Source organism: Phytobacter sp. MRY16-398, assembly GCF_003925915.1.
Lineage (GTDB): Bacteria > Pseudomonadota > Gammaproteobacteria > Enterobacterales > Enterobacteriaceae > Phytobacter > Phytobacter diazotrophicus.
In genome coordinates this window covers 4,371,640-4,394,217 of the sequence record NZ_AP018756.1, presented here as the reverse complement: position 1 = coordinate 4,394,217, position 22,578 = coordinate 4,371,640, and the positions used below count along the sequence as shown (strand labels likewise).

Below are 22,578 nucleotides of genomic sequence, written 5' to 3'. Positions count from 1 at the left end.
GACTGACTCTATTTAGCGGGGCTCTCGGGCCGGGTTTCAAGGACATATCCCATGCCCCGGACGGTATGCAGCAGTTTTACGGGGTAGGGGGCGTCTACTTTGGCCCGCAGGCGTTTAATCGCCACCTCCACAACGTTGGCATCGCTGTCAAAATTCATATCCCACACCTGTTCCGCAATCATCATTTTGGAGAGGATTTCACCTTTATGGCGGGCGAGCAGGCTTAACAGGGCAAACTCTTTGGCTGTCAGCTCAAGACGGTCTCCGGCGCGTGAGACGCGACGGGCGAGCAGGTCGAGATGTAAATCATGGATCTGCAACTGCGTGGTGTCGGCACCATCACTGGATCGGCGGCGCAACAAGGCCTGAATACGGGCGACCAGTTCAATCAGGGAAAACGGTTTGGGAAGATAATCGTCTGCCCCCTGACGCAGCCCTTTAACCCGTTCATCGACGGAGCCGCGGGCAGAAAGCATCAGCACCGGTGTGTTTTTACTGGCACGTAACCCTTTTAGCACGCTGTAACCGTCAAGGCCTGGCAGCATGACGTCGAGAATGATGGCGTCATAGTCAAATTCAACCGCCAGGTGCAAACCTTCTGTACCGCTGGCGGCGACGTCAACGGTAAAACCCAGCTCGCTGAGCGCACGATAAATATAGGACGAGGTTTTTTCCTCGTCTTCGACCAGCAGAAGTCGCATTGTGCTCTTCCTTTGTCGCAAAGGACAAATGTGATGATGCTGGGGATTTTATCGCGTTATTGCCAACACCTGGCTGACATTTTACTGACATTTTTGTCAGCTTGCGCCAGAGGAAATCGACGAAGACGGAGAGCGATAAATTGCAAAATATCAATCTGCGGACAATCAACAATAAATTGGGTTATCGGACGGTTTGCATTTTTGGTATAACAACTTTCTATTCTTGTCAGACCTCTGCCAGACAGTAGAGGTTATCCATGTTGAGGACACGTTATGGCCTCGTCTGAGACAACCCAGACGCAAACGCCACGGGAAAAAGTGACCCGTTCCGGGCGGATTTCCGGGTTGGCATTGCTGGTCGCCAGCGCGTTTTTTATGGAGTTTCTTGATGGCACGGTGATTGCGACTGCCCTGCCGGACATGGCGAAAGCCTTTGGTGTTTCCGCTATCGATTTGAATATCGGTATTAGCGCCTATTTGTTGACGCTGGCGATGCTGATTCCGGCCAGCGGCTGGGTGGCGGAACGCTTTGGCGCACGGACGGTTTTTAGCCTGGCGCTGCTGATTTTTACCGTGGCATCTTTGCTTTGCGGCCTGACAAATAACGTCACCGGGTTTGTGCTGATGCGCATCCTGCAAGGGGTGGGGGGCGCAATGATGGTGCCGGTAGGGCGTCTCGTTGTTTTGCGTACCACGCCGAAAGAGCAGTTGATTAAAGCCATCGCCACTTTGACCTGGCCTGCGCTGGTCGCGCCGATTATTGGCCCGCCGCTGGGGGGCTTTATTACCACCTATGCGAGCTGGCACTGGATCTTTTTCCTCAATGTGCCGCTGGGGCTGGTGGCTATCGTTCTGGCCTTGAAAATGATGCCGGGACTATCGGCTGATGAAAAACGTCCGTTCGATGTAGTGGGTTTTATCGCCACAGGGCTGACCATGCTGTGTCTGGTGGCGGGGCTTGAGATGTTGAGCCAGCAGCATGTGAGCATGGTTAGCGCCGGGGCGACGCTCGCCGTTGGTCTGTTGGCGCTGGTGTGGAGTATTCATCACTTGCGCCGTGCGCCTGCGCCGCTGATTGGCCTGAGTTCGCTGTCGGTACACTCTTTCCGCGTTACGATGCGCGGCGGGTTTATTCTCCGCGCCACTATCAGCTCCGCGCCCTTTATGTTGCCCCTGATGTTTCAGGTGGGCTTCGGGATGAGCGCGTTTGAGGCCGGGTCGCTGGTACTGGCGGTCTTTGCCGGTAACCTGGCGATGAAGCCTGCCACGACGCCGCTGATTCGCCGTTTCGGTTTTAAAAAGCTGTTGATTGGCAACGGTGTTGTCTGCGTGTTGTCGCTGTTTTTCTGCGCTTTTTTAGCGCCAAATTCACCGCAGATGCTTACCCTCGCGCTGTTGTTTATCGGTGGGTTGAGCCGCTCAATGCAGTTTACCGGGATCAGTTCGCTGGCATTTGCCGAGGTTCCGGCGGCGGAGATGAGCTCCGCGAACACTCTCTTTAGCACCTCGTTGCAACTGGCTAACGGCCTGGGGGTAACGCTGGGGGCGCTGAGTATTCGCGCAGGCGCGCTCATCACCGACAATCTGGGGTATGGCGATATTCAGGGGATGGCCTTTAAGCTGGGGTTTGTGATGATTGCGCTTATTACGGCGGTTGGGCTGTATGACATGACGCGCCTTGAAAGCGGGGCGGGGCGAAATGTTTCGCAGAAACCGAAGAAATAAAGAGAGGGGCAAACAGCCCCTCGCAGGCGCATCCATTGATCGTGAGTGAAAAAAACTTAGCGAGTGCTTTGGCTGCCCCCAGGATGCGTCAATTTTCGTTACATTATGGCTGTTATTTTTCTGGGTGAGCCTGCGGCTGGATAACGAGCGGCAGTGAATGGATCTCAGAAGCCATTAATTTGTCGTTCTCCAGATCATACGGCCAGACGTGCAGCATCAGTTCAGGTGAGAAGACAAAGGGTTTTAGCGGCGCGGGAAAATCCCTTGTTTTAGGGTAAATCAGCACCATCTCCCCCTGGCCTGCGAGATAGTTGTGACCGTAGGCCAGCATCTGGTAGAAATCCTGCTGCGCCAGGTCATATTTTTTGTCGCGGGCTTCGGTATTCAGACGCTTCCATTTGGTATCCAGCAGCCATTTCTTCCCGCTGTGCTCCAGTAGCAAATCCGGTTTCAGCCTGAACATGTTATTACCATCATGGGTGCAGAGGTATTCACTCGCAGCCTGAGTACGCAGATGTGCTGTCGGGGGAAGCTGTTGTTTGAGTGTTCGCGCGACATGCTGTTCAAACAGGCGTTCCATTGGAAAGAGTAGGCTTATACCGTTCGACTGCCCCTGAATCGCCAATGGCATCTGTTCCCCAAGGATGAGTTCGCACCATGGACGGACGGGCTGGTAGTGGGCAAGCAGTCGGTCGTTACGCCAGTGGGAAAAATCGAGGCGTACCTGTCGGCTGGGTAGGATCTCCTGCATGATGACGCGCAGTTCATGCGCCAGTCGCCAGTTATCGGCCTCCCTGGTCTGCTGGCACACTTTATCCAGCGCCAGACGTAGCAGCCGGTTCTCCGGCCGGTCTGGCAAAAAAAGTGTGTGACGCTGATGAAAGCGGTGCGCTCGCCCCGGTGGTTGTCGCATCTGTCGGGCCATATCCAGTTGCCCCCGCAGATAAGGCTGTTCTTCCTCAACCTGCTGATAATCAAAACGCAATCCACGTTTAAGTAACCGATCAAGCGCAAGTAAAAACTGGCGCATGATCCATTCGGTGAGCGGAAAACGAAACAGTTGCAGGTCCGCTATCCCGGTTTCCCGGTAGGGCAGATTGAGTGCGGAGGCAATAAGCTTACACAGTAGCGCCCGGCTTTTTTCCGGTGAGTCTTCCTCGGCAAAATGTTTGGGCAGAATTTCAATGTCTGTGCCACATGGGGTATGAATAATGCCGACATAGCTGTCCAGCCGCAGCCAGCGGCGGTCTTCCACTTCCACCAGTCTGGCACCTTGCTTGCTGAACCCGGCCTGCAATTGGCACAGACAGTCAAAGGCGCTGGCACCGATTTGCGCACGATCGAGGGTGTCCGGCACATCCGAGGTGGTCAGGCGCGCGTGCTCGCGAACCGTTATCCACTTTTGTTTCACTCGGCCTCCCGGAGAATCAGACGATAACTCTCCAGACACATAAAGGCTGCCTCGTTAAATTGCCAACGTCTGTCAGTGAGTTCTGCGGCAACCTCTTTGCCAAACAGTTTTTCCAGCGACTGGCTCTCTTTGGGCGGGCAGATAAAGCGTGGCGTGCGGTTATCGGAATGATGACCGTTCAGCACCCAGTTAATACGCTGCCAGTCTTCAAAGAAGTACTCCTGCAACAGCGGAAGGACCTGGTTTTTGAAAATGGATGCCAGTGTCTGCAAAGTGGGGACTGCCTGTAGAGGCATAAAGTATGCGTGGCCCAGACAGTGGTCACGATCCAACAAGACTTCAATGCGCTGGTTGATAACACGCAATAGATCGCCGACGTTAATATCACCCTCTTCATGATAAATGACGACGTTATCCAGCTGTTCCGGCTGCGGGAGCATTTCAACAAAGGTGAAGCGGCGGCGCAGGGCGATGTCCAGCCCGGAAAGCGAGCGGTCGGCGGTATTCATGGTACCGATGATATAAAGATTGCCGGGTACGCTGAAACGTTTCTTCGAGTAGGGCAGGGTAACGCTCAGCGCTTCGCTTTGTCCCTGGCGTTTCGAGGTCTCAATCAGGGTGATGAGTTCGCCAAAGATACGGGAAATATTCCCACGGTTAATTTCATCGATAATCAGGACATGAGGCTGCAAAGGGGACATTTGCGCCCGGAGACAGGCCTTTTGGAAAATCCCATCTTCAATACGATACTGCAATCCGGCACCGTTATCTGCAATATCCGCGCGAATACCTTCGACAAAATCTTCGTAGCTAAAGCTTTGGTGGAAGGTGACGAAATCGATATGTCCCGCATCTGCCAGTTCATCAAAACGCGCTTTGAGCAGGTGGCGCTCGTCGCGATGGGCATCCAGAAAGACGGGGTCGAGGATGGTCAGTGCGTGGTTAACCGTATTCCAGGTCTTGCCGGTTCCCGGAGGACCATAAAGGATCTGATTTAATGCAGTGACAGGCTGGTCGACGGCGGTCTTGCCCTCGTCAACGGTAATGTCATCCAGACTTTGCGGGCGATCATCGTCTTTTTCTGCCTCACTTTCTTTCCACAGAGCCAAACCGTATTCAATCAGTGATTTGTTGCCTCGTTCAGCAAGCAGTTTGCGATAGGCTTCGGAGTGAGTGAGATATCGATTCCCTGGCAATAAGCTCTGTAACGCCTGCAGTTTGTAAATCGACAATACGCACGGATGTGCATGATCCTGGTAGAGAAAAGCGAGCTTCCATTTTAAGGCAACTTCAAAGTCAAGGTTCTCGATGGTTTCTGTGTCGCCTGTCTGGGCCGCATGAGCGATGGCCAGGATGTGAGCTTTGATGGCGGCGAACGCTTCTTCTGCCGTGTGACCGTATTTATTTTTCCAGGAATAGCGGCTATCAGATGAGATAAAACCACGCTCACCTTTGGCCTCAGCTTTGCGCTCGTAAATACCAAATTTCGAGGCATCGCCGCCTTTAATCGACCCCAGAAAACGACCTTCACCAAACTCCAGCCAGTAAGCCAGCGTATTTTTATCGCCCAAGCAAATGTACTGTTCAAGCGTCAGGTTTTGCAGTGCGGAAAGGGGCCACTTGATGTGAAAATCCGCCAGTATCTTTTCTCGTTGTTCTGCTGTAACGGTCATAGCACTCTCCATCCCATGGGTAAAACAGTTGAGTCATTATGCACAGGTGCCCTGACAGGCTGTGTCACTCTATTTTTAGAGCGAATATTTAATAGGACGCTCTTTTATTACCGGGCCCGTTTCAGTTTTTTCTTCGTTGTTATCGTTACAGCGAATTAGTAAAACGTTAACATTTACTGTATCAATGATAGTGAGTTTAGCGCTTCGCTGAAACGTGTAGTCAGGCGTCAACACCACTTTGCCCTTGCTGTCCGGGCGGTTTTTGGACATGCGGATAACATTCATGAACGATAAAAAAAAGCCGTCGCCTCTCCAGGATGTGGATGTACAGCATCTTTATGATTTATTGAATCAAAATTCGGATTGGGTATGGGAAGTGGATGCGCAAGGACGTTATACCTGGGCCTCCGATGTGGTCACCAGCTTGCTCGGCTATCCCCCGAGTGAAGTCATTGGTAAGACGCCATTCGATTTTATGCCCCCCGGCGAGGCCGAACGCGTTGGACGCGCTTTTATGGAGATCGTGCAAGAGAAAAGGGCTTTTTCAGGTCTGGTGAATCGTAACCAGCGTGCCGATGGGCGCATTGTGGTACTGGAAACCAGCGGCGTTCCCCTTTTTGATGAAAACGGTGAATTACGCGGCTATCGGGGTGTGGATCGTAATATCTCGACCCTTGGCGAGCGCGTACTGCAACTGGAAACTATCTACGACACCACCCCCGTGGCGCTGTGTATGATTGACCGTCATGGCCGCCTGGTGATGTCGAATAAAGCGATGAACCATCTGCTGCATAATGACGGGCATGAGCTTGCGGAGAGCTATCTTTCCGAGCATATGCCAGAGTTCTGGCATCTTTTCGAGGAAGATTTTGCGCTGGCAGACATGGGCGAGGCCATTCCCCGTCGTGAAATGATCTGGCATGACCGCTGCTACGATGCGCAGTCTATTGCTGTGACAGATGCGAGCAGTAATGTTGTGGGGCTGTCGATTACCTGGGTGGATATCACCGCGCGTCGTCAGGCTGAACAAAAACTGGCGGGCGCGAACCTGGTGTTACAGCGGCATGCTCAGCACGATCACCTGACCGGCTTGTTTAATCGCCGGTATATGGATGAGTGCCTGCTGACGGAAGTCACACGTTCTTATCACGGCCACTTTCCGCTCTCGATCTGTCTGGTGGATATCGACTTTTTTAAACTCTATAACGACAGCCAGGGACATCAGGCGGGCGATGAATGCCTGCAAATCGTGGCGAAGGCGCTGGTTACTTCCCTGGTTCACCCGGATGCCAATGTCAGCCGCTATGGTGGGGAAGAGTTTCTGGTGATATTACCGGATACCAATAAATCGGCTGCGTTATCGATTGCCGAGCGTCTGCGTAAGCAAATCAACGCGCTGAAATTGCCGCATGCCGCAAGCCCGATGGGTTTCTTAACGATCAGCATTGGTGTGGCAACGCTCGATTGTGAGAGCATCTTTTCTGAGGACAAGCCGCAACATATGATTGCCAGCGCGCTGATCGGTAAAGCCGATACCGCGCTGTACGCGGCGAAAAAGCAGGGACGTAATCGGGTTGTTGCTGCGGAGACACATGCCGGGTGAGTCGATACCGATCAACGGTTCAAAAAATACCCCTTCTGAAGATAAATCCATGGCTTCAGAAGGGGAGACCATATGGCCATTCGTTACAAAAGCCTCTTAAAAATAATTAGCGTGATTATAAAAGCCATATGTATAAATATTTTTCATGGATAATGGTGATGAGCACTAATCTCTTATAAAAAGTGTGGCTTCTGCGTGTTGCGGGAAAAGGGGAGTGGTCGGACCCGGAATAATGTAGAAAAAACCTCCACCCGCAGGTGGAGGAAACGAGACGCAGAGCTTAGATATCATCCGGCGTGGCATGCACCACGCGTTCGAGTGCACTTCGGTAAATTTCCAGTTTTGCCATGTCTTTTTCGGTTTCCAGCCTGACCAGCAACTCCAGAATAATGTCCTTATTTGTGGCCATGGATTTACGGGCCAATAGCGCTGTGCGGATCCTGGCAATAATCTGCTGCCCGGTATCGTTAGTGTCCAGATGCGGGGCTGCGGGGGATTCAATATCCATTTCATGAACGCTCATCAACAAATGCACCTGTCAAAAAGAGGCTGATTTCTTTCCCACGATGGCGGGAGTGTTTCGTTTTGCCTGATAAAAGTAGACAGGGAAGGGTATCTTTACAAATGGGAACACTATAAAAATGCAGTTAATTTTCATCTATTAATATAACGTGAAGTTATATAAAGCGCGGTGTTGTTGAAAGCATATATAACTTATTGTTAATAAAAGAAAAGCATCCATAGCGGCAACTATGGATGCTTTGACGAAAACCGTTTGCTGCGCTTTCGCTTACTGAGCGCTGGCCAGTTCGGTGTTTGGACCTTTAGTTATCGGGCCTTGCACCGGCAGACATGGACTGGTGAACTGCTGGATATGGCTGGTCTGGGCATCGCTCTTCGTTGGCGCCAGCATATAGTTCACTTTACAGCTTGCATCGGTGCTATTGCCCCATTTGACCAACAGCGTGCCTTTGTCTTCCTTGACGCGGGCATAGATTGCCCCGGTCTGGTTTACGACCCCGATAGAGGTATTGTTTTCATCAAGAACCTCTGCCCCGAAAGGTAAGTTTTCGCCGCCAAAAGAGGTGGCAATCAGTACCGGTGTCCCTTTGTTGGTGTTGAATTTCACTTTCACTACAGCGCCCGCACGCGGCGCGATTCGTTGCGCCGTATTATCAAATTCTACGTCCAGTGACGAACCTTCCGGGTCAATGGCGACCTGGTTCATCTGATACGCAGACAACGACGGGAAGAGGGCATAACCGAAGCTGTCGACGCTAGTACCTGCGTAACCGCTAAGTTTGGCACCTTTCGCGTTTTTCGCTTCCACCAACGCATAGGTGTCACTGTTATAAGGGGTAAAGGTCACCCCGCCGGAGTGTGCTACCAGAGCGCCAGATAAACCCAGCGACATACTGTGGTAACCACTGCCTGTGCTATAACCGCCATTTACCGTCGCTATGCTGCCTGTCATACCGCCGCTGATGTTACCTGATGTGCCACCCTGGTCGTGTGAGGCGGTAAGGTTATAGTTATATTTGCCGTCTTTGCCCATAGAGCCAGACAACATGGCCTGCTCAGACTTGCCGCCATTATTATCCTGGTTGTAGTTCAGGCTGAAATAAGGGGCCTGCGTTTCCCAGCTTTCCCAGAGAGGGAAAGAGACGTTAAAGTACCAGGATGTCTGATCACGTCCGTCGTTGGTTTTACTGCGACCAACGTTGATGCTGTAATTCATCCGCTTCCAGTTATTGGAGTAGCCTATCTGGTACTGTTTGTTATAGCCCTTCTTGTCACTGTTCCAATAGTTTTCCAGCGTGGCACTGACGAACAGGCTGCCCCATTTTTCGGGTAATCCCTGGTTAAAGCTCACGTTAAAACGGTTTTTCGAGCGCCAGATGCTATTGGGATCGTAGCCGTTTGCCACTACTTCACGGGTTTGTAAGGCGGTTAAAAGTTCCATATAGCCTGCCGTTGAGTAGCGGTAGGCGGCAAGGGTTACGTTACTGTTGGTTTCACTGAACAGTTTGCTGTAGCTAATACGGTAGCTCTGGCCGGTTTTCTTGCCGCCAGCCCGGTTACCCAACTGGCTGATAGCATGGGTGGCATCAACGCTGATGGCACCCGCTATGCTGCCTGTCGCCAGCCCAAGCTGATAAGCCTGATAATGCTCGCTTACCTGTGCCCCGGCATAGCCAGTGAAAATATTCGTCAGGCCGCGCGTATAGGTGGCTTCATAGAACATGGGGTCATCAGAGACGCCAGCGTTGCGCAATTTGCCCGCAGTGACGCTATAGCGCTGGGAGCCGGGGCGCAGCAACTGGGCGACAGAGGCGTAGGCAATGGTGTATTGCTGGGTGCTGCCGTCGGCTTCCTGTATGGTGACTTCCAGATCGCCACCGTAACCTGCAGGGTAGAGATCGTTAATAACGAAGGCGCCGGGGGTGACGGTCGTTTCATAGATAATATTGCCTAGCTGCTTAACGGTGACTTTGGCATTGGTTTTGGCCTCACCGCGAATATCCGGTGCGTAACCGCGCTGTGATTCCGGAAGCATACGTTCGTCACTGGCGATTTGCGCGCCTGTGAAGGGCAATGAGCTGAACAGTTGCCCGGTAGTGTTATATTCACCAACAACCGCACGGCCGCGAATAGCATTAATGTCACGCTGTAAGTAGCTATTAGAGACCTGGTATTCGCCGCCCATGCCATCCTGCCAACTATAAGAGCCGTTGTGGCGGAAGTACCAGGCACCGATATTTAACCCGGCATTAAGCGAGGCATAGACAGAACGGTTGTTGCCACCGTTGCTGTATTTTGAATCGTAGGCGTTTGCATAGTAGCCGAAGAGGAGCGCCGGAACGCCGCTATCCCACAGTTCCGGGTTGACCGTACCGCGGGCAATACGGTTGACGTATACCTGCGGTACCTCGATGTAAAGCTCCTGCTTGTTACTGTCAAATTCGAACTTGGCCTCTGGAATAATTTTTTCCAGATTGGCGCAAGTTGCCGGGGTCGCGAGCGCCTGGCGCATTTCAGACGGCAGATTGTCTTCGTTAAAGTTGATAAGCTCAATCAGGCGCGGTGTCAGGCACGGGTAAACTTGCCGGTCGTCGTCGGCTTTGAATTCCACCTCTTCATTGGCCGCTTCTGCGCCGTTGATAAAGATACTCACCCGATAGATACCGGGTGAGGCGCTAGAACCAAAGGAGAAACGGCTCAGGTCGACTTTACTGCCGCTATCCAGACGTAACAGGTCGGATTCAAATTCCACAACGTTGCGTCGTGCATAGTCGCGGGGTTTATCGTCTTGCGCTTCCGCAATACCGACCGGGAACGCTATCATTAACATTAAAGCCAGTGGCGATAACCGAGCTTTAAACAATAATGGGTGATAGCGTACGGTGGATATTTTCATAATAACTCCCGAAAAGTCTTCGTCCCTGAATGCATTTTTATTTTTGTGATAAAAACATTCTTCGTTAATTATTTATGCCGCCGGATATTATGGTTTGGCTTTAAATTCGGTATAGCCGCCATAATCGTTCACCGTGGTATAACTTAATTGGTTTATACTGGTTATTGAACTGTCCTGAATTTCATGAAATTCCGTCGCGCCGGGCGCAATCATTTTGCCTTTGGTGGCCATTTTTTTACCGCCAGAGGTAAATATAATATTGACCAGGGAAACGTAGAATTTCGATGAATTGGTCACTTCTACGCCGCCGCTTTTCATTTTCCAGTGCAGCGTTTCCATTGCGTCCGCTGCTGAACCAGGAAGATCATTCGGACGGTAGAACAATTTTATACGTGAACGAAAAGCAATATTAAGCTTACTTTTCTCGTCCATGTCTTTAGCTTTTGCCGGGACTTCCAGCACGTTTAAGTAAAATACAGACTCGCGGTCTGTTGGCAGTGTCGCCGAGCCCAAGTAACTGATACGCAAGGTTTGCGCTTTACCTGCGTCAATGCGATTAATTGGCGGCGTCAAAATAAAAGGGGTATTTTGACTGGCGGCATCATCCGGGTTTCCGCTATCAATCCAGCTTTGTATTAATACTGGGTTGTTATTTTGATTGGATACCGTCACCGTGACTTCTTTTTTTCCGGCTGGGTAAACTACGCGTGTGCCATCTAGCACAATACTGGCGTTGGCAATATTACCAAGACCCGTCATCAATATTGCTCCTAGTGCAACGGAGATAATTTTGGCGTAATAAGACATATCCAGTTCCTTTGGAAAAAAGGGGGGAAGCCCCCCTGTTTTTAATTATTGGTAAGCTAACTCATAAACAGCAACGCCCTTCACGAGACCCGCTGTCGCCGCTCCAGAACCGTTGTTTTTATAGCGCACGCTATACTTCATGGTGGCTGAGGTGGCATTTGCAGCAACGGTGGTAAATTTATAGCCAGTATCGCTAATGGATTTACCTAACGGCACGGCAACACCGCTTGCAAAGTCCACCAGCTCAAGGCCAACGTTGGTTGCTGCTGTTGTGCCTGTTTCCTTGTTTTTCAGCGTTGAGGTGGCTGTATCGATGTTTGCGGAGTTATCCGGGAAGTACGCGGTCACGCCAAACGCGGTCGCGGAGGAAGTACAACCGGTCAGATCTAATGTGAAATCCTCGGAACCAGCCGTAGAGCCTACGGTCGCCAGATAGCTTTTCGGTACGGTTCTTAATGTTACGGTGCCGGTAGCACTGGCACTGCCGTTCAGTACAACCTGGCAGGTCTGGTCAGAGATTTTACCGGTAAAAGTAATGGTACCGCCAGTTGCTGCATTTGCGACATTCGCCAGAGACATTGCGAAGGCAATAGAGGCGACTAACAGAATCTTTTTCATAAATATTCCCTTTGATATGAACTTACTCGTTGTGAATGATAATTATCAGCAATAATTACCGCTGCGTAATTATCAATTTCTTATTAAGTACTTCAGGATGAATAACTGCGATATCCTTTTTCTACCTAATGCTTTCCCTACTTTCCAATTATGTATTTATGGAATGGTTTTGTACTGCAAAAATCATTTGTAATATAATTCGTAAATAGCAATACCCCTGACCTTACCCGCTGTTACTGGGCCCGCTATAGCTTATTGATAGGCTAATTCGTATACTGCCATGCCTTTAACTTTGCCCGGTGTGACCGCTGTGTCCCATCTTATATAGCTCACGCTATACCTCAGGGTAGTCGACGTTGCGCCCGCATCAACCGTCGTATATCGATAGCTTTCATCAGTAACGGGTTCTCCCAATCTGATCTCTTTCTCACTTGTTCCGAACGTTTGATATATTGTCAGGTAAACCCCTTGTGCTGCCGTTACACCTGTTTCCAAATTTTTTAAGAAGCTATAATAGTTGTCCATTTTTTCTATATAAGCAGTAGGTGGGAAATAGGCCAATATGCCAAATGCGGTAGAGCCAGCCTTACAGCCATTTACTTTTAATGTAAAAACTGTCTTTCCTGTCTCGCTAAACTTTTCTGGTAATCTTTCTTTTGGCACGGTTGGTAATGTTACCGTCCCGCTTGCACTACCGTTGTTCAGTACAACCTGACAGGTCTGATCGTTGAGTTTACCGCTAAAATTTACCGTGCCGCTGGTGGCGGCATTGGCGGCATTTACCAGAGATATTGCCGCAGTGACTGATGCCATTAAAAGTAATTTTTTCATCGATATTCTCTTCGATATGTTCCTGTCGTTTTAAATGATCATCGGTTATGCGTTTTATCTTTTGGTTATTGATAGGCTAATTCGTAAATGGCGATACCTTTGACTTTACCGGCTGTTGCGGGAGAACTGCCCGTAGTACGGTAGTTAATGTAATTTACGTTGTATTCAAGGGTCGCAGACGTTGCATTGGCGGCAACGGTAGTATATTGGTAGCTGGAATCAGTAATTGATTTTCCTAAATTGATCTGCTTCTCGGTAGTGCCGTCTTTTTTATATATTGTAAGCATAACCCCATCGGCTGCCGTTGAGCTGCTTTCCATATTTTTCAGGAAGCCATAAGCAGAGGTGGTTTGTATATATGGACTATTAGGGAAATAAGCCAATACACCAAATGATGTTGTGCTGGCCTTACAGCCGGTTAACTTTAATGTAAACGGTGTCTTACCAGCCTGAGCATACCTCGTGGCGAGCTTTTCTTTTGGCACCGTTGGCAATGTCACCGTACCGCTTGCACTGCTACTGTTGTTCAGTACAACCTGACAGGTCTGGTCGTTGAGTTTACCGTTAAAGTTTACCGTACCGCTGGTAGCTGCACTGGCGGTATTTACCAGAGATATTGCTGCTGTGACAGACGCCACTAAAAGTAATTTTTTCATCACTATTCCCTTTGGTATATTACTATTCCGTAAGTTAATTATTGGTGACATATCTTCTATTGATACGCTAATTCGTAAATGGCGATACCTTTGACTTTGCCAGGTGTTGTGTCGTACTGAGAGCCACTGGCCCAACCGTTTTTGTATCGCACTGCGTAATACATAGTCACCGATGTAGCACCAGCGGCAACGATGGTATATTTATAGCTGGCATCAGTAATTGGCTTTCCTATTCTTAAAGGCGTCTCGGTGGTACCGTTTTTTTGAAGTATTTCAAGGACGACACGTTCGGCAGCCGTTGTGCCCGTTTCTAGATTTTTTAAAAAACCGCCACTATCTGTATACGCAGTCGCAGGAAAATAGGCGGTCACGCCAAATGAGGTCGAACTTGCCTTACAGCCGGTTAATGTTAATGTAAACGGTGTTTTTCCTGCTGTACGCCCACCGCCACTTGTCAGTAGCTCTTTCGACACGGTGGGTAATTGCACCGTACCGCTTGCGCTGCTTCCGTTATTCAGCACAACCTGGCAGGTCTGGTCGTTGAGTTTACCGCTAAAGTTAACCGTACCATTAGTGGCTGCGTTGGCGGTATTTACCAGAGATATTGCTATTATAACCACCGGCACTAAAAGTAAGCTCTTCATCGATTTTCCCTTCGATTTAACCCTGTCCATTAGTTAATCATTGATTATACTTTCGAGTAAAAGTTTTAATTTAAGTTGTGATGTTTTCTACTCAATCATTCTGCTCATGGATGATTCAAAGGTCTTTGTACGCTGTAATGGATACTCTGCGCCGTTTTTAGAGAACTGCCTGCGCTTACAGTAGAGTTCCATCACCATTTCGTTAGCGATCATGTAGCCTTTGCCGGTAATACGCATAATAAAGTTATCCGGCAGACCAACCAGCGCCAATTTATTTTTCAGATTATGCATCACCTGCCACAAACGCTGGCTGGAACAGCTCAGCCCGTTATTTTCCCAGACCTGGATTTGCAGGGTTTTATCCGGGACAATTTCACCAACGGCATGTGCCAACAGGTACTCCAACAGGTTTGCCATGGTTGGTCTGAGGTATTCAACCGCTTTTCCCGGTGTTTCGGGGAGCAGTAGACATCTTTTAAACGGCAGGAACTCAACTTCGTTGCGTTCGCCAAGACGATATCCATACACTGTGAGTTTGACCATTGTCCTTAATCTTCCTTCTCATCCTGGAAGGGCTGATTAAGACTGACTGGCGCTCCTGCCTGCTTAATCATAATTCTTCTCTGTGTTGCTGACGGGGTGAATGTTATTGATTTTTCCGTTCGTTAATCAACTTTATTTCATTAAACCATAGAATCAAGGTGGAATACTAAGTTATTGACTATTCCTAGTGTAAAATTTTATTGATCTTGTAACAAGTGAAGCTTTGTATGGCGAGATTGATTTTAATCGTGCCTGAACTCACAAAATCTTCATCCTTTTATACTAAAATAATTATCCTGTTTTTTAGCCTATTAATGGATTTTAATTCGAATTGTTTTGTTTGTGTTAATAATTAAATGGGGTAAATAAATGGAGATTATATTAGCATTCAATGTATTGATGTGTTGAATATATTTCAGGGGCAGTAAAGAATAGCGATTCCCGTAATAATTAGGAAGCGAAAACAGAGTGAATAGCATTTTTGATCCATTAGTGTGAATAGAAGTTGTACATCTATTTATTAATGAAATAGAAACGAGCGTTGTGGGAGTGGAAAAGAGGTGGGTTTGTAAAACATGTTTCAATACGAACTGCTTACAAACCCGGGGGAGTTAGCTGGTAATTCCCGTTGGGATATCATCTGCCCACTGTGTTGCCGTGGTGATCAATTCAGCCACCACGCTGCGGTTAAAGCCGAGCCGATGGCCCAGCGCGCTGACATCTTCCCATTTATGGTTTTCATACAGTTGCGCCAGGTGCAGATAAGGATAGAGCGGGCCACGTTTCTCTTTAAGCGCCATCATTACATTGCTTGAGACGTCAATCTGGCCAATCAAATCCGCCATCGGCATTTCGAAAATATCGTCCAGTTGCGAGAACAGGCCCACAATAAAGGCATCGTCCGATGAATGACGGCTGATGGAACGGGCAGCAGCCAGCTCGCAGAACTTTCCGCGAATCAGGCAGCGGTGGTAGATTTCATCGGTCTTGCCGACATTCACCGACGTCAGGCAAGCCACCAGCACGAACCGGCGTAGCTCATTGGCGCCAAGATAAAAGATGATGTCTTTGAGCGACTGGCTGCGAAAGTTTTTAATGCCGCGGGCGTTGAAGACGATGTTCTGCGCATAACGCATCAGCTTGAAAGAGAGCGCAAGATCCTGTTTTAGCAGCGCTTCGATTCTGGCGAAGTCCGGTGAGTCAGTGTTCACTTCCTTCATCAGCTTTAAGGTTACGGACTGATTCTGGATAAGCTTGTTGTTAGCGTGAATGACCGGCTTGCTGAAAAAGTGCCCCTGAAAGAGGGTGCAGCCGAGGTTGCGGTAGCACTCATACTCTTCCTGCGTTTCAACCTTCTCGGCCAGAAAGACTGTGCCCTTGAGCAGCTCAGCTTTGCTTTCAATGTACTCTTTGATCTCTTCCGGCGTGCTCATGCGCACATCAAATTTGATGATGCTGACATAGGGCAGAAAATCGTTCCACGTATCGCCGAGTTCGAAATCGTCCAGGGCGATACGAAAACCGTGCTGATAAAGCTGTTTTACGGTCTTAAGCAGGCGTGGCGTGGGTTCAGCCGTTTCGAGTATTTCCACAATCACGCGATCTTTGGGCAAGGTCTCCGCCATGCCCTGTATTAACAGTTCATAGGGGAAGTTAACGAAGATCGCGCTGTATTCCTTGAGACGGCCCAGCGGCGCACCAAGAAATTGTTCTACGATAATTTGGGCAGTGGCATATTCCGGAGTAACGTCGGGAAACCGGTTCGTCATGCTGTCTCTGAACAACAGCTCATAACCGACTGTGTTCATATTTTCGTCAAAAATCGCCTGGCGGGCGACAAAAGAAAACATTGGATACTCCATACAGATGCCTGTAGATATCAAAACCCGGTTAAACAGGTATGTAACCGGTTAATCCCCCAGCATTTTCTCTTACCGATGAAAGGGAAGCCTGGACGAAAATGGCAAAGACGCATGTGGGTCTTACAGAAGGCAGTATCTTTTGTAAACTTCTTAGGGACTTAAGTCAAATCCCATCTACGTTTACAGGGCATTATTGAACCGGTTTTCTGAAAAAATGTTCAGTTCGCTAAAAAAATAACCCGATTGCCTGCAACCGGGTTTTTAATGAGGGGAACCCGGTTATGACCGGGAGACAACTCCGGCTTTTTCCAGCATAGCGTGTAACAAGACATTTGCCCCGGCCGTGACCTGTTCCGGCGCGGAATATTCTATCTCATTGTGACTGATGCCATCTTTGCAGGGAATAAAAATCATGCCAGCAGGTGCGAGCATACTCATATACACCGCGTCATGTCCGGCGCCTGAGACAATATCCATAGAAGAGTAGCCTAATTTTTGCGCTGCCCGTCGTACGGCCTCTTTACAATCCGGGTGGAAAGGCGCGGCAGGGTAGTGGGAGACCTGTTGCAGCGCTACGCTCAGCCCGGTTTGTTGTTCAATCTGCGCAATGTACGCTTTTAAGGCCGCATCCATTTTGTCCACCTCGGCGTCGGTCATATTGCGAAAGTCGATGGAGAATTTCACACTGCCGGGCACGACGTTGCGGCTGTTAGGATGCACCTGCACCATGCCTACGGTCCCGCGTCCGTGAGGCGCAAATTGCCCGGCAATATTGACTACTTCCTGCATGATATGTGTGGCAACTTGCAGGGCGTCTTTGCGCATCGCCATGGGCGTTGGTCCGGCGTGGGACTCCATCCCCGTGACGGTACAGTCATACCAGCGAATACCGAGCACTGCCTGCACCACGCCGATGGTGATGTCCTGATCTTCAAGGATGGGGCCTTGCTCGATATGGGCTTCAAAATAGGCGCCGATAGGGTGGTCGCCCGGTACAACGTCGCCCGCATAACCAATTTTGAACAGCTCATCTTCCACCGATTTTCCTTCGGTGTCGGTTGCGGCATAGGCTGTCTCCAGCGGGAAGATACCCGCGAAGACGCCGGAGCCCATCATGACCGGCACAAAGCGTGAGCCTTCTTCGTTAGTCCAGAAAACCATCTCTACTGGCGCTTCGGTTTCAATACCGCGATCGTTCAGGGTTCGAATAACCTCCAGCGCCGAGAGCACGCCAAAGTTGCCATCGAACTTGCCCCCGGTTGGCTGGGTGTCGATATGGCTACCGGAGACAATCGGTTTTAGAGCATTGTTGCGGCCTGGGCGGCGCATGAAGACATTGCCGATCTGATCTATTTCGACCGTCAACCCGGCCGCTTTGCCCCAGCCGACGACCAAATCTCGACCCTGACGGTCGAGGTCGGTCAGCGTTAAGCGGCAGACTCCGCCTTTGGGGGTAGCGCCAATTTGCGCGAGGTCCATTAATGATTGCCACAGACGCTCGCCATCAACCCGCAGGTCACTGATATCGATGCTGTTCGTATCTGGTGAAATGACTTCACTGCTCATGATTCTTTCCTCAATGTCAGGTGATTAGCGGGCGACGGCCTGCGGGGCGCGCTGGCGCTCCCATGCAGCCGCTGCGCTGAAATCCGGGCCGAACGCCGGACGTTTGATATAGCGCCCCGCGCCTTCGCGGGCGCGCAGGTCGCCATCAACCCATACCAACTGGCCCTGGCTGATGGTGAAAGCCGGTACGCCGGTTACCGTGCGGCCTTCGAAAATATTAAAATCGTTGCGCGAATGATGAGTGCTGGCGGAGAGCGTTTTGCTGCCCGCCGGGTCCCAGAGCACCAGGTCTGCATCGGCACCTTGTGCCACACAGCCTTTACGCGGATAAATATTGAAGAGGCGCGCGGTATTGGCGGAGGTAATCGCCACGAACTCGCTCGGTGTCAGGCGTCCGCTGTTGACTCCCGCATCCCAGATGACCGCCATTCGTTCTTCCACGCCGCCGCAGCCGTTGGGAATTTTTGTGAAATTATCGCGGCCCGCCGCTTTCTGGTTGGCGCAAAACGTGCAGTGGTCGGTGGCGGTGGTGTGGAGCTGACCAGATTGCAGGCCGTGCCACAGCGCTGACTGGTGGGATTTGTCGCGAAACGGCGGGCTCATGACGTGAGCGGCGGCAAAGCTAAAGTCCGGATGGCGGTAGACGCTGTCGTCAATGACTAAATGCCCGGCGAGAACTTCACCATAGACGCGCTGCCCGCGACCACGCGCGCGGGCGATGGCTTCAGCAGATTCGCGGCAGGAGACATGTACCACGTAAATTGGCACCCCCATAATGCTGGCGACCGTGATGGCGCGGTTGGCGGCTTCACCTTCCACTTCCGGCGGGCGGGAGAGGGGGTGGGCTTCCGGCCCGGTGATGCCTTGCTTGAGCATCTCTTGTTGCAGCAGGTAAACCATCTCGCCGTTTTCCGCGTGTACTGTCGGCATCGCCCCCAGTTCAAGGCAGCGGCGGAAGCTGTTCATCAGGGTTTCGTCATCGCACATGATGGCGTTTTTGTAGGCCATAAAGTGTTTGAAGCTATTGACACCTTCCTGTTGGACCAGCGTGCCCATGTCCTGGCGTACGCTTTCGTCCCACCAGGTTATGGCGACGTGGAAGCTGTAATCGGACGCCGCTTTTTCCGCCCACCCTTGCCATTGCTGATAAGCGTCCATCAGCGGTTGTTGTGGGTTAGGGATGACGAAATCGATGATAGTGGTTGTGCCGCCCGCCAGTGCGGCAGCGGTGCCGCTGTAGAAGTCATCGACCGTGGTGGTGCCCATAAACGGGAAATTCATATGAGTGTGCGGGTCAATGCCGCCGGGCATGACATACAGCCCGCCCGCGTCTACGGTTTCGGTTGTGGCGGGGATGTCCCATTGGGATGCATCGCCGACGGCCGCAATGACGCCGTCGACACAGAGCACATCGGCACGACGCTGATGGTCGGCGTTGACGACGGTTCCGCCTTTGATCAACAGGTTACGCATTCGTTTTCTCCTGTAGTGCTTTGGTTTGATTAGTTATGTTCTTTTCCCCTCACCCTAACCCTCTCCCCAAAGGGGCGAGGGGACTGGATCGAGCCCACTCTCACTGAGTGACAGGATTCGCGCCGGGCCTGCTTTTCTCCCTCTCCCTTGAGGGAGAGGGTCTGAGGGGGAGCAGGCCGCACCCCAACCCCCGTCAACTACGCTGATTGCGCCATCGGGTTATTCGGGTGCGTCGTCCAATTGGCATACTGGTCCGTCACCACCTTGCCGGTACGCTTATCCACTTCGCCGGGTTGCAGACTGCGCAGTGAAATGCAGTTCTCCACCGGGCAAATCGAGGCACACAGGTTGCAGCCGACACAATCCTCTTCGCGCACTTCGAAACGCCGTTCGTCACCCGTGGTGGCGGAAATCGCCTGGTGCGACGTGTCCTCACACACCAGATGACAGCGCCCGCACTTAATGCACGACGCCTGGTCGATCACCGCTTTATCTACATGATTGAGATTGAGATAGCGCCAGTCGGTAACGCTTGGCAGCGCCATGCCGCGAAAGTCTTCGAGGGTCCGGAATCCTTTCTGGTCCATGTAGTTCTCAAGGCCGCTTATCATGTCGCGCACAATCTGGAAGCCATGAACCATCGCGGCGGTACAGACCTGCACCGTTGCGCACCCCAGCGCGATAAACTCCGCCGCATCGCGCCAGGTGGAGATGCCGCCAATGCCGGAAATCGGCAGTCCACGGGTTTGCGCGTCGCGGCCAATTTCCGAAACCATATTCAGCGCAATCGGCTTCACCGCCGGGCCGCAATAGCCGCCGTGTGAACCCTGGCTGCCGGTATGCGGCGACATCAACATCTGGTCGAGATCGACGCCAATCACCGAATTAATGGTGTTGATAAGCGACACGGCATCCGCACCGCCCGCTTTCGCGGCTCTCGCCGGGTAACGAATGTCGGTGATATTCGGCGTCAGTTTGACGATCACCGGCAGGCTGCAATATTGTTTGCACCAGCGGGTGACCATTTCGATATATTCCGGTACCTGGCCGACCGCCGCGCCCATCCCGCGCTCGCTCATGCCATGCGGGCAACCGAAGTTAAGCTCGATACCGTCTGCCCCCGTGGCTTCTACCTGTGGCAGAATGGTTTTCCACGCTTCTTCTTCGCAGGGCACCATGATCGACACCACTACCGCCCGGTCGGGCCAGCGTTTTTTGACGCGGGTAATCTCTTCAAGGTTGATGGCCAGCGTACGGTCAGTGATGAGCTCGATATTATTCAGCCCCAGAACGCGCCGATCGGTCCCGAGTAGAGTGCCGTAGCGCGGCCCGCTGACATTCACCACATGCGGATCCAGCCCGAGCGTTTTCCACACCACGCCGCCCCAGCCCGCCTGAAAGGCGCGTTCCACGTTGTACTCTTTGTCGGTGGGCGGCGCAGACGCCAGCCAGAACGGATTGGGGCTTTTGATGCCCAGAAAATCGGTATGCAGACTAGCCATGAGAGTGCTCCTGAAATGAGGTGGCGTTAGCGGCGTCGGAGATAGTGAGGGCCAGCGCGATAGAGCGGGCGGCGAGTTTGCCCTGGCGTACGGCATCGACCGTCAGGTCAAGGCCGCCCGCACAGCAGTCACCTCCGGCCCAGACATCCGCCAGCGAGGTGCGGCCGCACTCGTCGGTGGCAATACGCCCGTGTTTAAGTTGGATGGCTTGCCCGACAGGGGTGCTGTCGAAGGTCTGACCGATGGCTTTAAGCACCATGTCGGCCTCCAGCGTGAAGGTCTCATTGCTGACTTCACCTTGCCGCACCACGCTGAACGTCACGCCGGTCAGTTGGTGATTGTGCTGCTCAAAGCGCAGAGGGGCGGCCCACAGGCGTATCGTTACACCATTAAGCTGTGCCCACTGGCGCTCTTTTTCTGAGGCTTTCATCTGTGCTGCGCCACGGCGATAGACCAGCGTGACCTCCTGAGCGCCAAGCTTTTTCGCCTGAACGGCGGCATCGACGGCGGTCATTCCGCCACCAATCACCACCACTTTGCGGCCAACGGGGAGCTCGCTGAGATCCGCGCACTGGCGCAACCTGGCAATGAAATCCACCGCTTCACAAACGCCTTCAGGTTCTGCGTCGTCGGTTTCCAGTTGGTTAACACCCGCCAACCCAAGGCCGAGAAATACCGCATCGTGGCTGGCCCGTAACTGCGTGAGGCTGAAATCTTCGCCCAGCGTTTGACCCGTGTGCAGCGTAATACCGCCGATGGAGAGCAGCCAGGCCACTTCGCGAGCGGCGAAATCGTCGGTCACTTTGTAGCTGGCAAGGCCGTATTCATTCAGACCGCCTGCTTTGCTGCGGGCATCAAAGAGATCCACGCTGTGGCCTGCTATCGCCAGATGATGAGCGACGGTAAGCCCGGCGGGACCGGCGCCGACCACGGCAACACGCCTGCCGGTTTCAGGCCCTCGAACGAACAGCGGTTTACCGGGGTTAGCAAAAAAATGATCGGTGGCGTGGCGCTGAAGCAGGCCAATATTAAGTGGGCGACCATCCTGAGCGTTACGTACGCAGGCCTGTTCACACAAGGTTTCGGTAGGGCAGACGCGGCTGCAGATCCCGCCTAACACATTGGCGCGTAAAATGACCTCTGCCGCACCGCGATCGTTGCTCTGGGCGATGCGCTGGATAAAGCTCGGCACATCAATATCCGCCGGGCAGGCCCGGGAGCAGGGGGCGTCAAAGCAGTAGTAACAGCGTTCTGCTTCAATCACCGCCTGGGTGGCCGTTAACGGGGGCGCGCAGTCCGCAAACTCGCGGGCATACGCGTCGGGAGCAAGCCGTGCGGCCTGGATCCCCTGGGCGTGGCTACCTGAATCGTTGCTCATCATGCTTCTCCTGAATTGTCAGTGGGGTTATCTCTCCCCGCGTTAAAATCCTGACCAGATGGTTAAGTTTTCGCGTAATAACCATGCTAATTACGTGCCATTTGCGACAAGTTTGCTGCATGACGCGTAAATTCAGGGACCCAGAGAAACATGAATAAAATAACCGG

At 51.7% G+C, this 22,578-nt stretch carries 18 protein-coding genes; 2 read left to right on the top strand and 16 right to left on the bottom strand.

Annotated features, from left to right (window positions below; all coding sequences use genetic code 11):
- Positions 1–8: 8 nt before the first annotated feature.
- Positions 9–701 carry a heavy metal response regulator transcription factor gene (locus tag MRY16398_RS21615; RefSeq protein WP_041852263.1) on the bottom strand — a complete coding sequence of 231 codons (693 nt, stop codon included), beginning with the start codon at positions 699–701 and terminating at the stop codon, positions 9–11.
- Positions 702–974: 273 nt separating this feature from the next.
- Here MRY16398_RS21615 and MRY16398_RS21610 point away from each other — a divergent pair, with 273 nt between their 5' ends.
- Entirely contained in the window at positions 975–2,426 is a 1,452-nt protein-coding gene (locus tag MRY16398_RS21610) for an MFS transporter (protein ID WP_108701858.1), read from the top strand.
- 112 nt (positions 2,427–2,538) lie between these two features.
- Here MRY16398_RS21610 and MRY16398_RS21605 read toward each other — a convergent pair whose 3' ends face one another.
- Positions 2,539–3,837, bottom strand: a complete 1,299-nt coding sequence (locus MRY16398_RS21605; RefSeq protein WP_232034355.1) for an McrC family protein — start codon at positions 3,835–3,837, stop codon at positions 2,539–2,541.
- Positions 3,834–5,510 (bottom strand): McrB family protein, encoded by a 1,677-nt coding sequence (locus tag MRY16398_RS21600; RefSeq protein WP_125125154.1) that lies wholly within the window; start codon positions 5,508–5,510, stop codon positions 3,834–3,836. The genes MRY16398_RS21605 and MRY16398_RS21600 overlap by 4 nt, the downstream gene beginning before the upstream one ends.
- A 283-nt stretch (positions 5,511–5,793) precedes the next feature.
- On the opposite strand from MRY16398_RS21600, the gene MRY16398_RS21595 reads away from it, so the two are divergent.
- A complete protein-coding gene (locus tag MRY16398_RS21595; protein WP_071193948.1) occupies positions 5,794–7,113 on the top strand; it encodes a sensor domain-containing diguanylate cyclase in 1,320 nt (439 codons plus the stop codon).
- A gap of 280 nt (positions 7,114–7,393) precedes the next feature.
- On the opposite strand, the gene MRY16398_RS21590 is transcribed toward MRY16398_RS21595, so the two are convergent.
- The 13 genes from MRY16398_RS21590 to MRY16398_RS21530 form a co-directional block, all read right to left on the bottom strand.
- Complete coding sequence (locus MRY16398_RS21590; protein WP_071193947.1) at positions 7,394–7,636, bottom strand: biofilm development regulator YmgB/AriR family protein; 243 nt, start codon at positions 7,634–7,636, stop codon at positions 7,394–7,396.
- 267 nt (positions 7,637–7,903) lie between these two features.
- Positions 7,904–10,531, bottom strand: coding sequence for a fimbria/pilus outer membrane usher protein (locus tag MRY16398_RS21585; RefSeq protein WP_125125153.1), 2,628 nt, complete (start codon positions 10,529–10,531; stop codon positions 7,904–7,906).
- 87 nt (positions 10,532–10,618) lie between these two features.
- Positions 10,619–11,338 carry a fimbrial biogenesis chaperone gene (locus MRY16398_RS21580; protein WP_071193945.1) on the bottom strand — a complete coding sequence of 240 codons (720 nt, stop codon included), beginning with the start codon at positions 11,336–11,338 and terminating at the stop codon, positions 10,619–10,621.
- 45 nt (positions 11,339–11,383) lie between these two features.
- Positions 11,384–11,956: a fimbrial protein gene (locus MRY16398_RS21575; protein ID WP_125125152.1), complete on the bottom strand. Its 573-nt coding sequence runs from the start codon at positions 11,954–11,956 to the stop codon at positions 11,384–11,386.
- Between the two features lie 252 nt (positions 11,957–12,208).
- Positions 12,209–12,787, bottom strand: coding sequence for a fimbrial protein (locus tag MRY16398_RS21570; RefSeq protein ID WP_071193943.1), 579 nt, complete (start codon positions 12,785–12,787; stop codon positions 12,209–12,211).
- Between the two features lie 65 nt (positions 12,788–12,852).
- Positions 12,853–13,443 (bottom strand): fimbrial protein, encoded by a 591-nt coding sequence (locus MRY16398_RS21565; RefSeq protein WP_071193942.1) that lies wholly within the window; start codon positions 13,441–13,443, stop codon positions 12,853–12,855.
- A 56-nt stretch (positions 13,444–13,499) separates the two neighbouring features.
- Positions 13,500–14,087: a fimbrial protein gene (locus MRY16398_RS21560; protein WP_172600677.1), complete on the bottom strand. Its 588-nt coding sequence runs from the start codon at positions 14,085–14,087 to the stop codon at positions 13,500–13,502.
- Between the two features lie 87 nt (positions 14,088–14,174).
- Positions 14,175–14,630: a winged helix-turn-helix domain-containing protein gene (locus MRY16398_RS21555; RefSeq protein ID WP_052249340.1), complete on the bottom strand. Its 456-nt coding sequence runs from the start codon at positions 14,628–14,630 to the stop codon at positions 14,175–14,177.
- Between the two features lie 611 nt (positions 14,631–15,241).
- Positions 15,242–16,480: an EAL and HDOD domain-containing protein gene (locus MRY16398_RS21550; RefSeq protein WP_041852254.1), complete on the bottom strand. Its 1,239-nt coding sequence runs from the start codon at positions 16,478–16,480 to the stop codon at positions 15,242–15,244.
- A 291-nt stretch (positions 16,481–16,771) separates the two neighbouring features.
- A complete protein-coding gene (locus MRY16398_RS21545; RefSeq protein WP_125125151.1) occupies positions 16,772–18,058 on the bottom strand; it encodes a Zn-dependent hydrolase in 1,287 nt (428 codons plus the stop codon).
- A 24-nt stretch (positions 18,059–18,082) separates the two neighbouring features.
- Positions 18,083–19,531: a dihydropyrimidinase gene (gene hydA, locus MRY16398_RS21540; RefSeq protein ID WP_125125150.1), complete on the bottom strand. Its 1,449-nt coding sequence runs from the start codon at positions 19,529–19,531 to the stop codon at positions 18,083–18,085.
- Between the two features lie 197 nt (positions 19,532–19,728).
- A complete protein-coding gene (gene preA / locus MRY16398_RS21535; RefSeq protein WP_071193938.1) occupies positions 19,729–21,033 on the bottom strand; it encodes an NAD-dependent dihydropyrimidine dehydrogenase subunit PreA in 1,305 nt (434 codons plus the stop codon).
- Complete coding sequence (locus tag MRY16398_RS21530) at positions 21,026–22,414, bottom strand: NAD(P)-dependent oxidoreductase (RefSeq protein WP_232034354.1); 1,389 nt, start codon at positions 22,412–22,414, stop codon at positions 21,026–21,028. Before MRY16398_RS21530 ends, preA begins: the two co-directional genes overlap by 8 nt.
- Between the last annotated feature and the right edge of the window lie 164 nt (positions 22,415–22,578).

Excerpts from the sequence above, each read along its gene's own strand:
- MRY16398_RS21615 (WP_041852263.1), bottom strand. The coding sequence starts at position 701 with ATGCGACTTCTGCTGGTCGAAGACGAGGAAAAAACCTCGTCCTATATT.
- MRY16398_RS21610 (WP_108701858.1), top strand. The coding sequence starts at position 975 with ATGGCCTCGTCTGAGACAACCCAGACGCAAACGCCACGGGAAAAAGTG.
- MRY16398_RS21600 (WP_125125154.1), bottom strand. The coding sequence starts at position 5,510 with ATGACCGTTACAGCAGAACAACGAGAAAAGATACTGGCGGATTTTCAC.
- MRY16398_RS21595 (WP_071193948.1), top strand. The coding sequence starts at position 5,794 with ATGAACGATAAAAAAAAGCCGTCGCCTCTCCAGGATGTGGATGTACAG.
- MRY16398_RS21590 (WP_071193947.1), bottom strand. The coding sequence starts at position 7,636 with ATGAGCGTTCATGAAATGGATATTGAATCCCCCGCAGCCCCGCATCTG.
- MRY16398_RS21585 (WP_125125153.1), bottom strand. The coding sequence starts at position 10,531 with ATGAAAATATCCACCGTACGCTATCACCCATTATTGTTTAAAGCTCGG.
- MRY16398_RS21580 (WP_071193945.1), bottom strand. The coding sequence starts at position 11,338 with ATGTCTTATTACGCCAAAATTATCTCCGTTGCACTAGGAGCAATATTG.
- MRY16398_RS21575 (WP_125125152.1), bottom strand. The coding sequence starts at position 11,956 with ATGAAAAAGATTCTGTTAGTCGCCTCTATTGCCTTCGCAATGTCTCTG.
- MRY16398_RS21570 (WP_071193943.1), bottom strand. The coding sequence starts at position 12,787 with ATGAAAAAATTACTTTTAATGGCATCAGTCACTGCGGCAATATCTCTG.
- MRY16398_RS21565 (WP_071193942.1), bottom strand. The coding sequence starts at position 13,443 with ATGAAAAAATTACTTTTAGTGGCGTCTGTCACAGCAGCAATATCTCTG.
- MRY16398_RS21560 (WP_172600677.1), bottom strand. The coding sequence starts at position 14,087 with ATGAAGAGCTTACTTTTAGTGCCGGTGGTTATAATAGCAATATCTCTG.
- MRY16398_RS21555 (WP_052249340.1), bottom strand. The coding sequence starts at position 14,630 with ATGGTCAAACTCACAGTGTATGGATATCGTCTTGGCGAACGCAACGAA.
- MRY16398_RS21550 (WP_041852254.1), bottom strand. The coding sequence starts at position 16,480 with ATGTTTTCTTTTGTCGCCCGCCAGGCGATTTTTGACGAAAATATGAAC.
- MRY16398_RS21545 (WP_125125151.1), bottom strand. The coding sequence starts at position 18,058 with ATGAGCAGTGAAGTCATTTCACCAGATACGAACAGCATCGATATCAGT.
- hydA (WP_125125150.1), bottom strand. The coding sequence starts at position 19,531 with ATGCGTAACCTGTTGATCAAAGGCGGAACCGTCGTCAACGCCGACCAT.
- preA (WP_071193938.1), bottom strand. The coding sequence starts at position 21,033 with ATGGCTAGTCTGCATACCGATTTTCTGGGCATCAAAAGCCCCAATCCG.
- MRY16398_RS21530 (WP_232034354.1), bottom strand. The coding sequence starts at position 22,414 with ATGATGAGCAACGATTCAGGTAGCCACGCCCAGGGGATCCAGGCCGCA.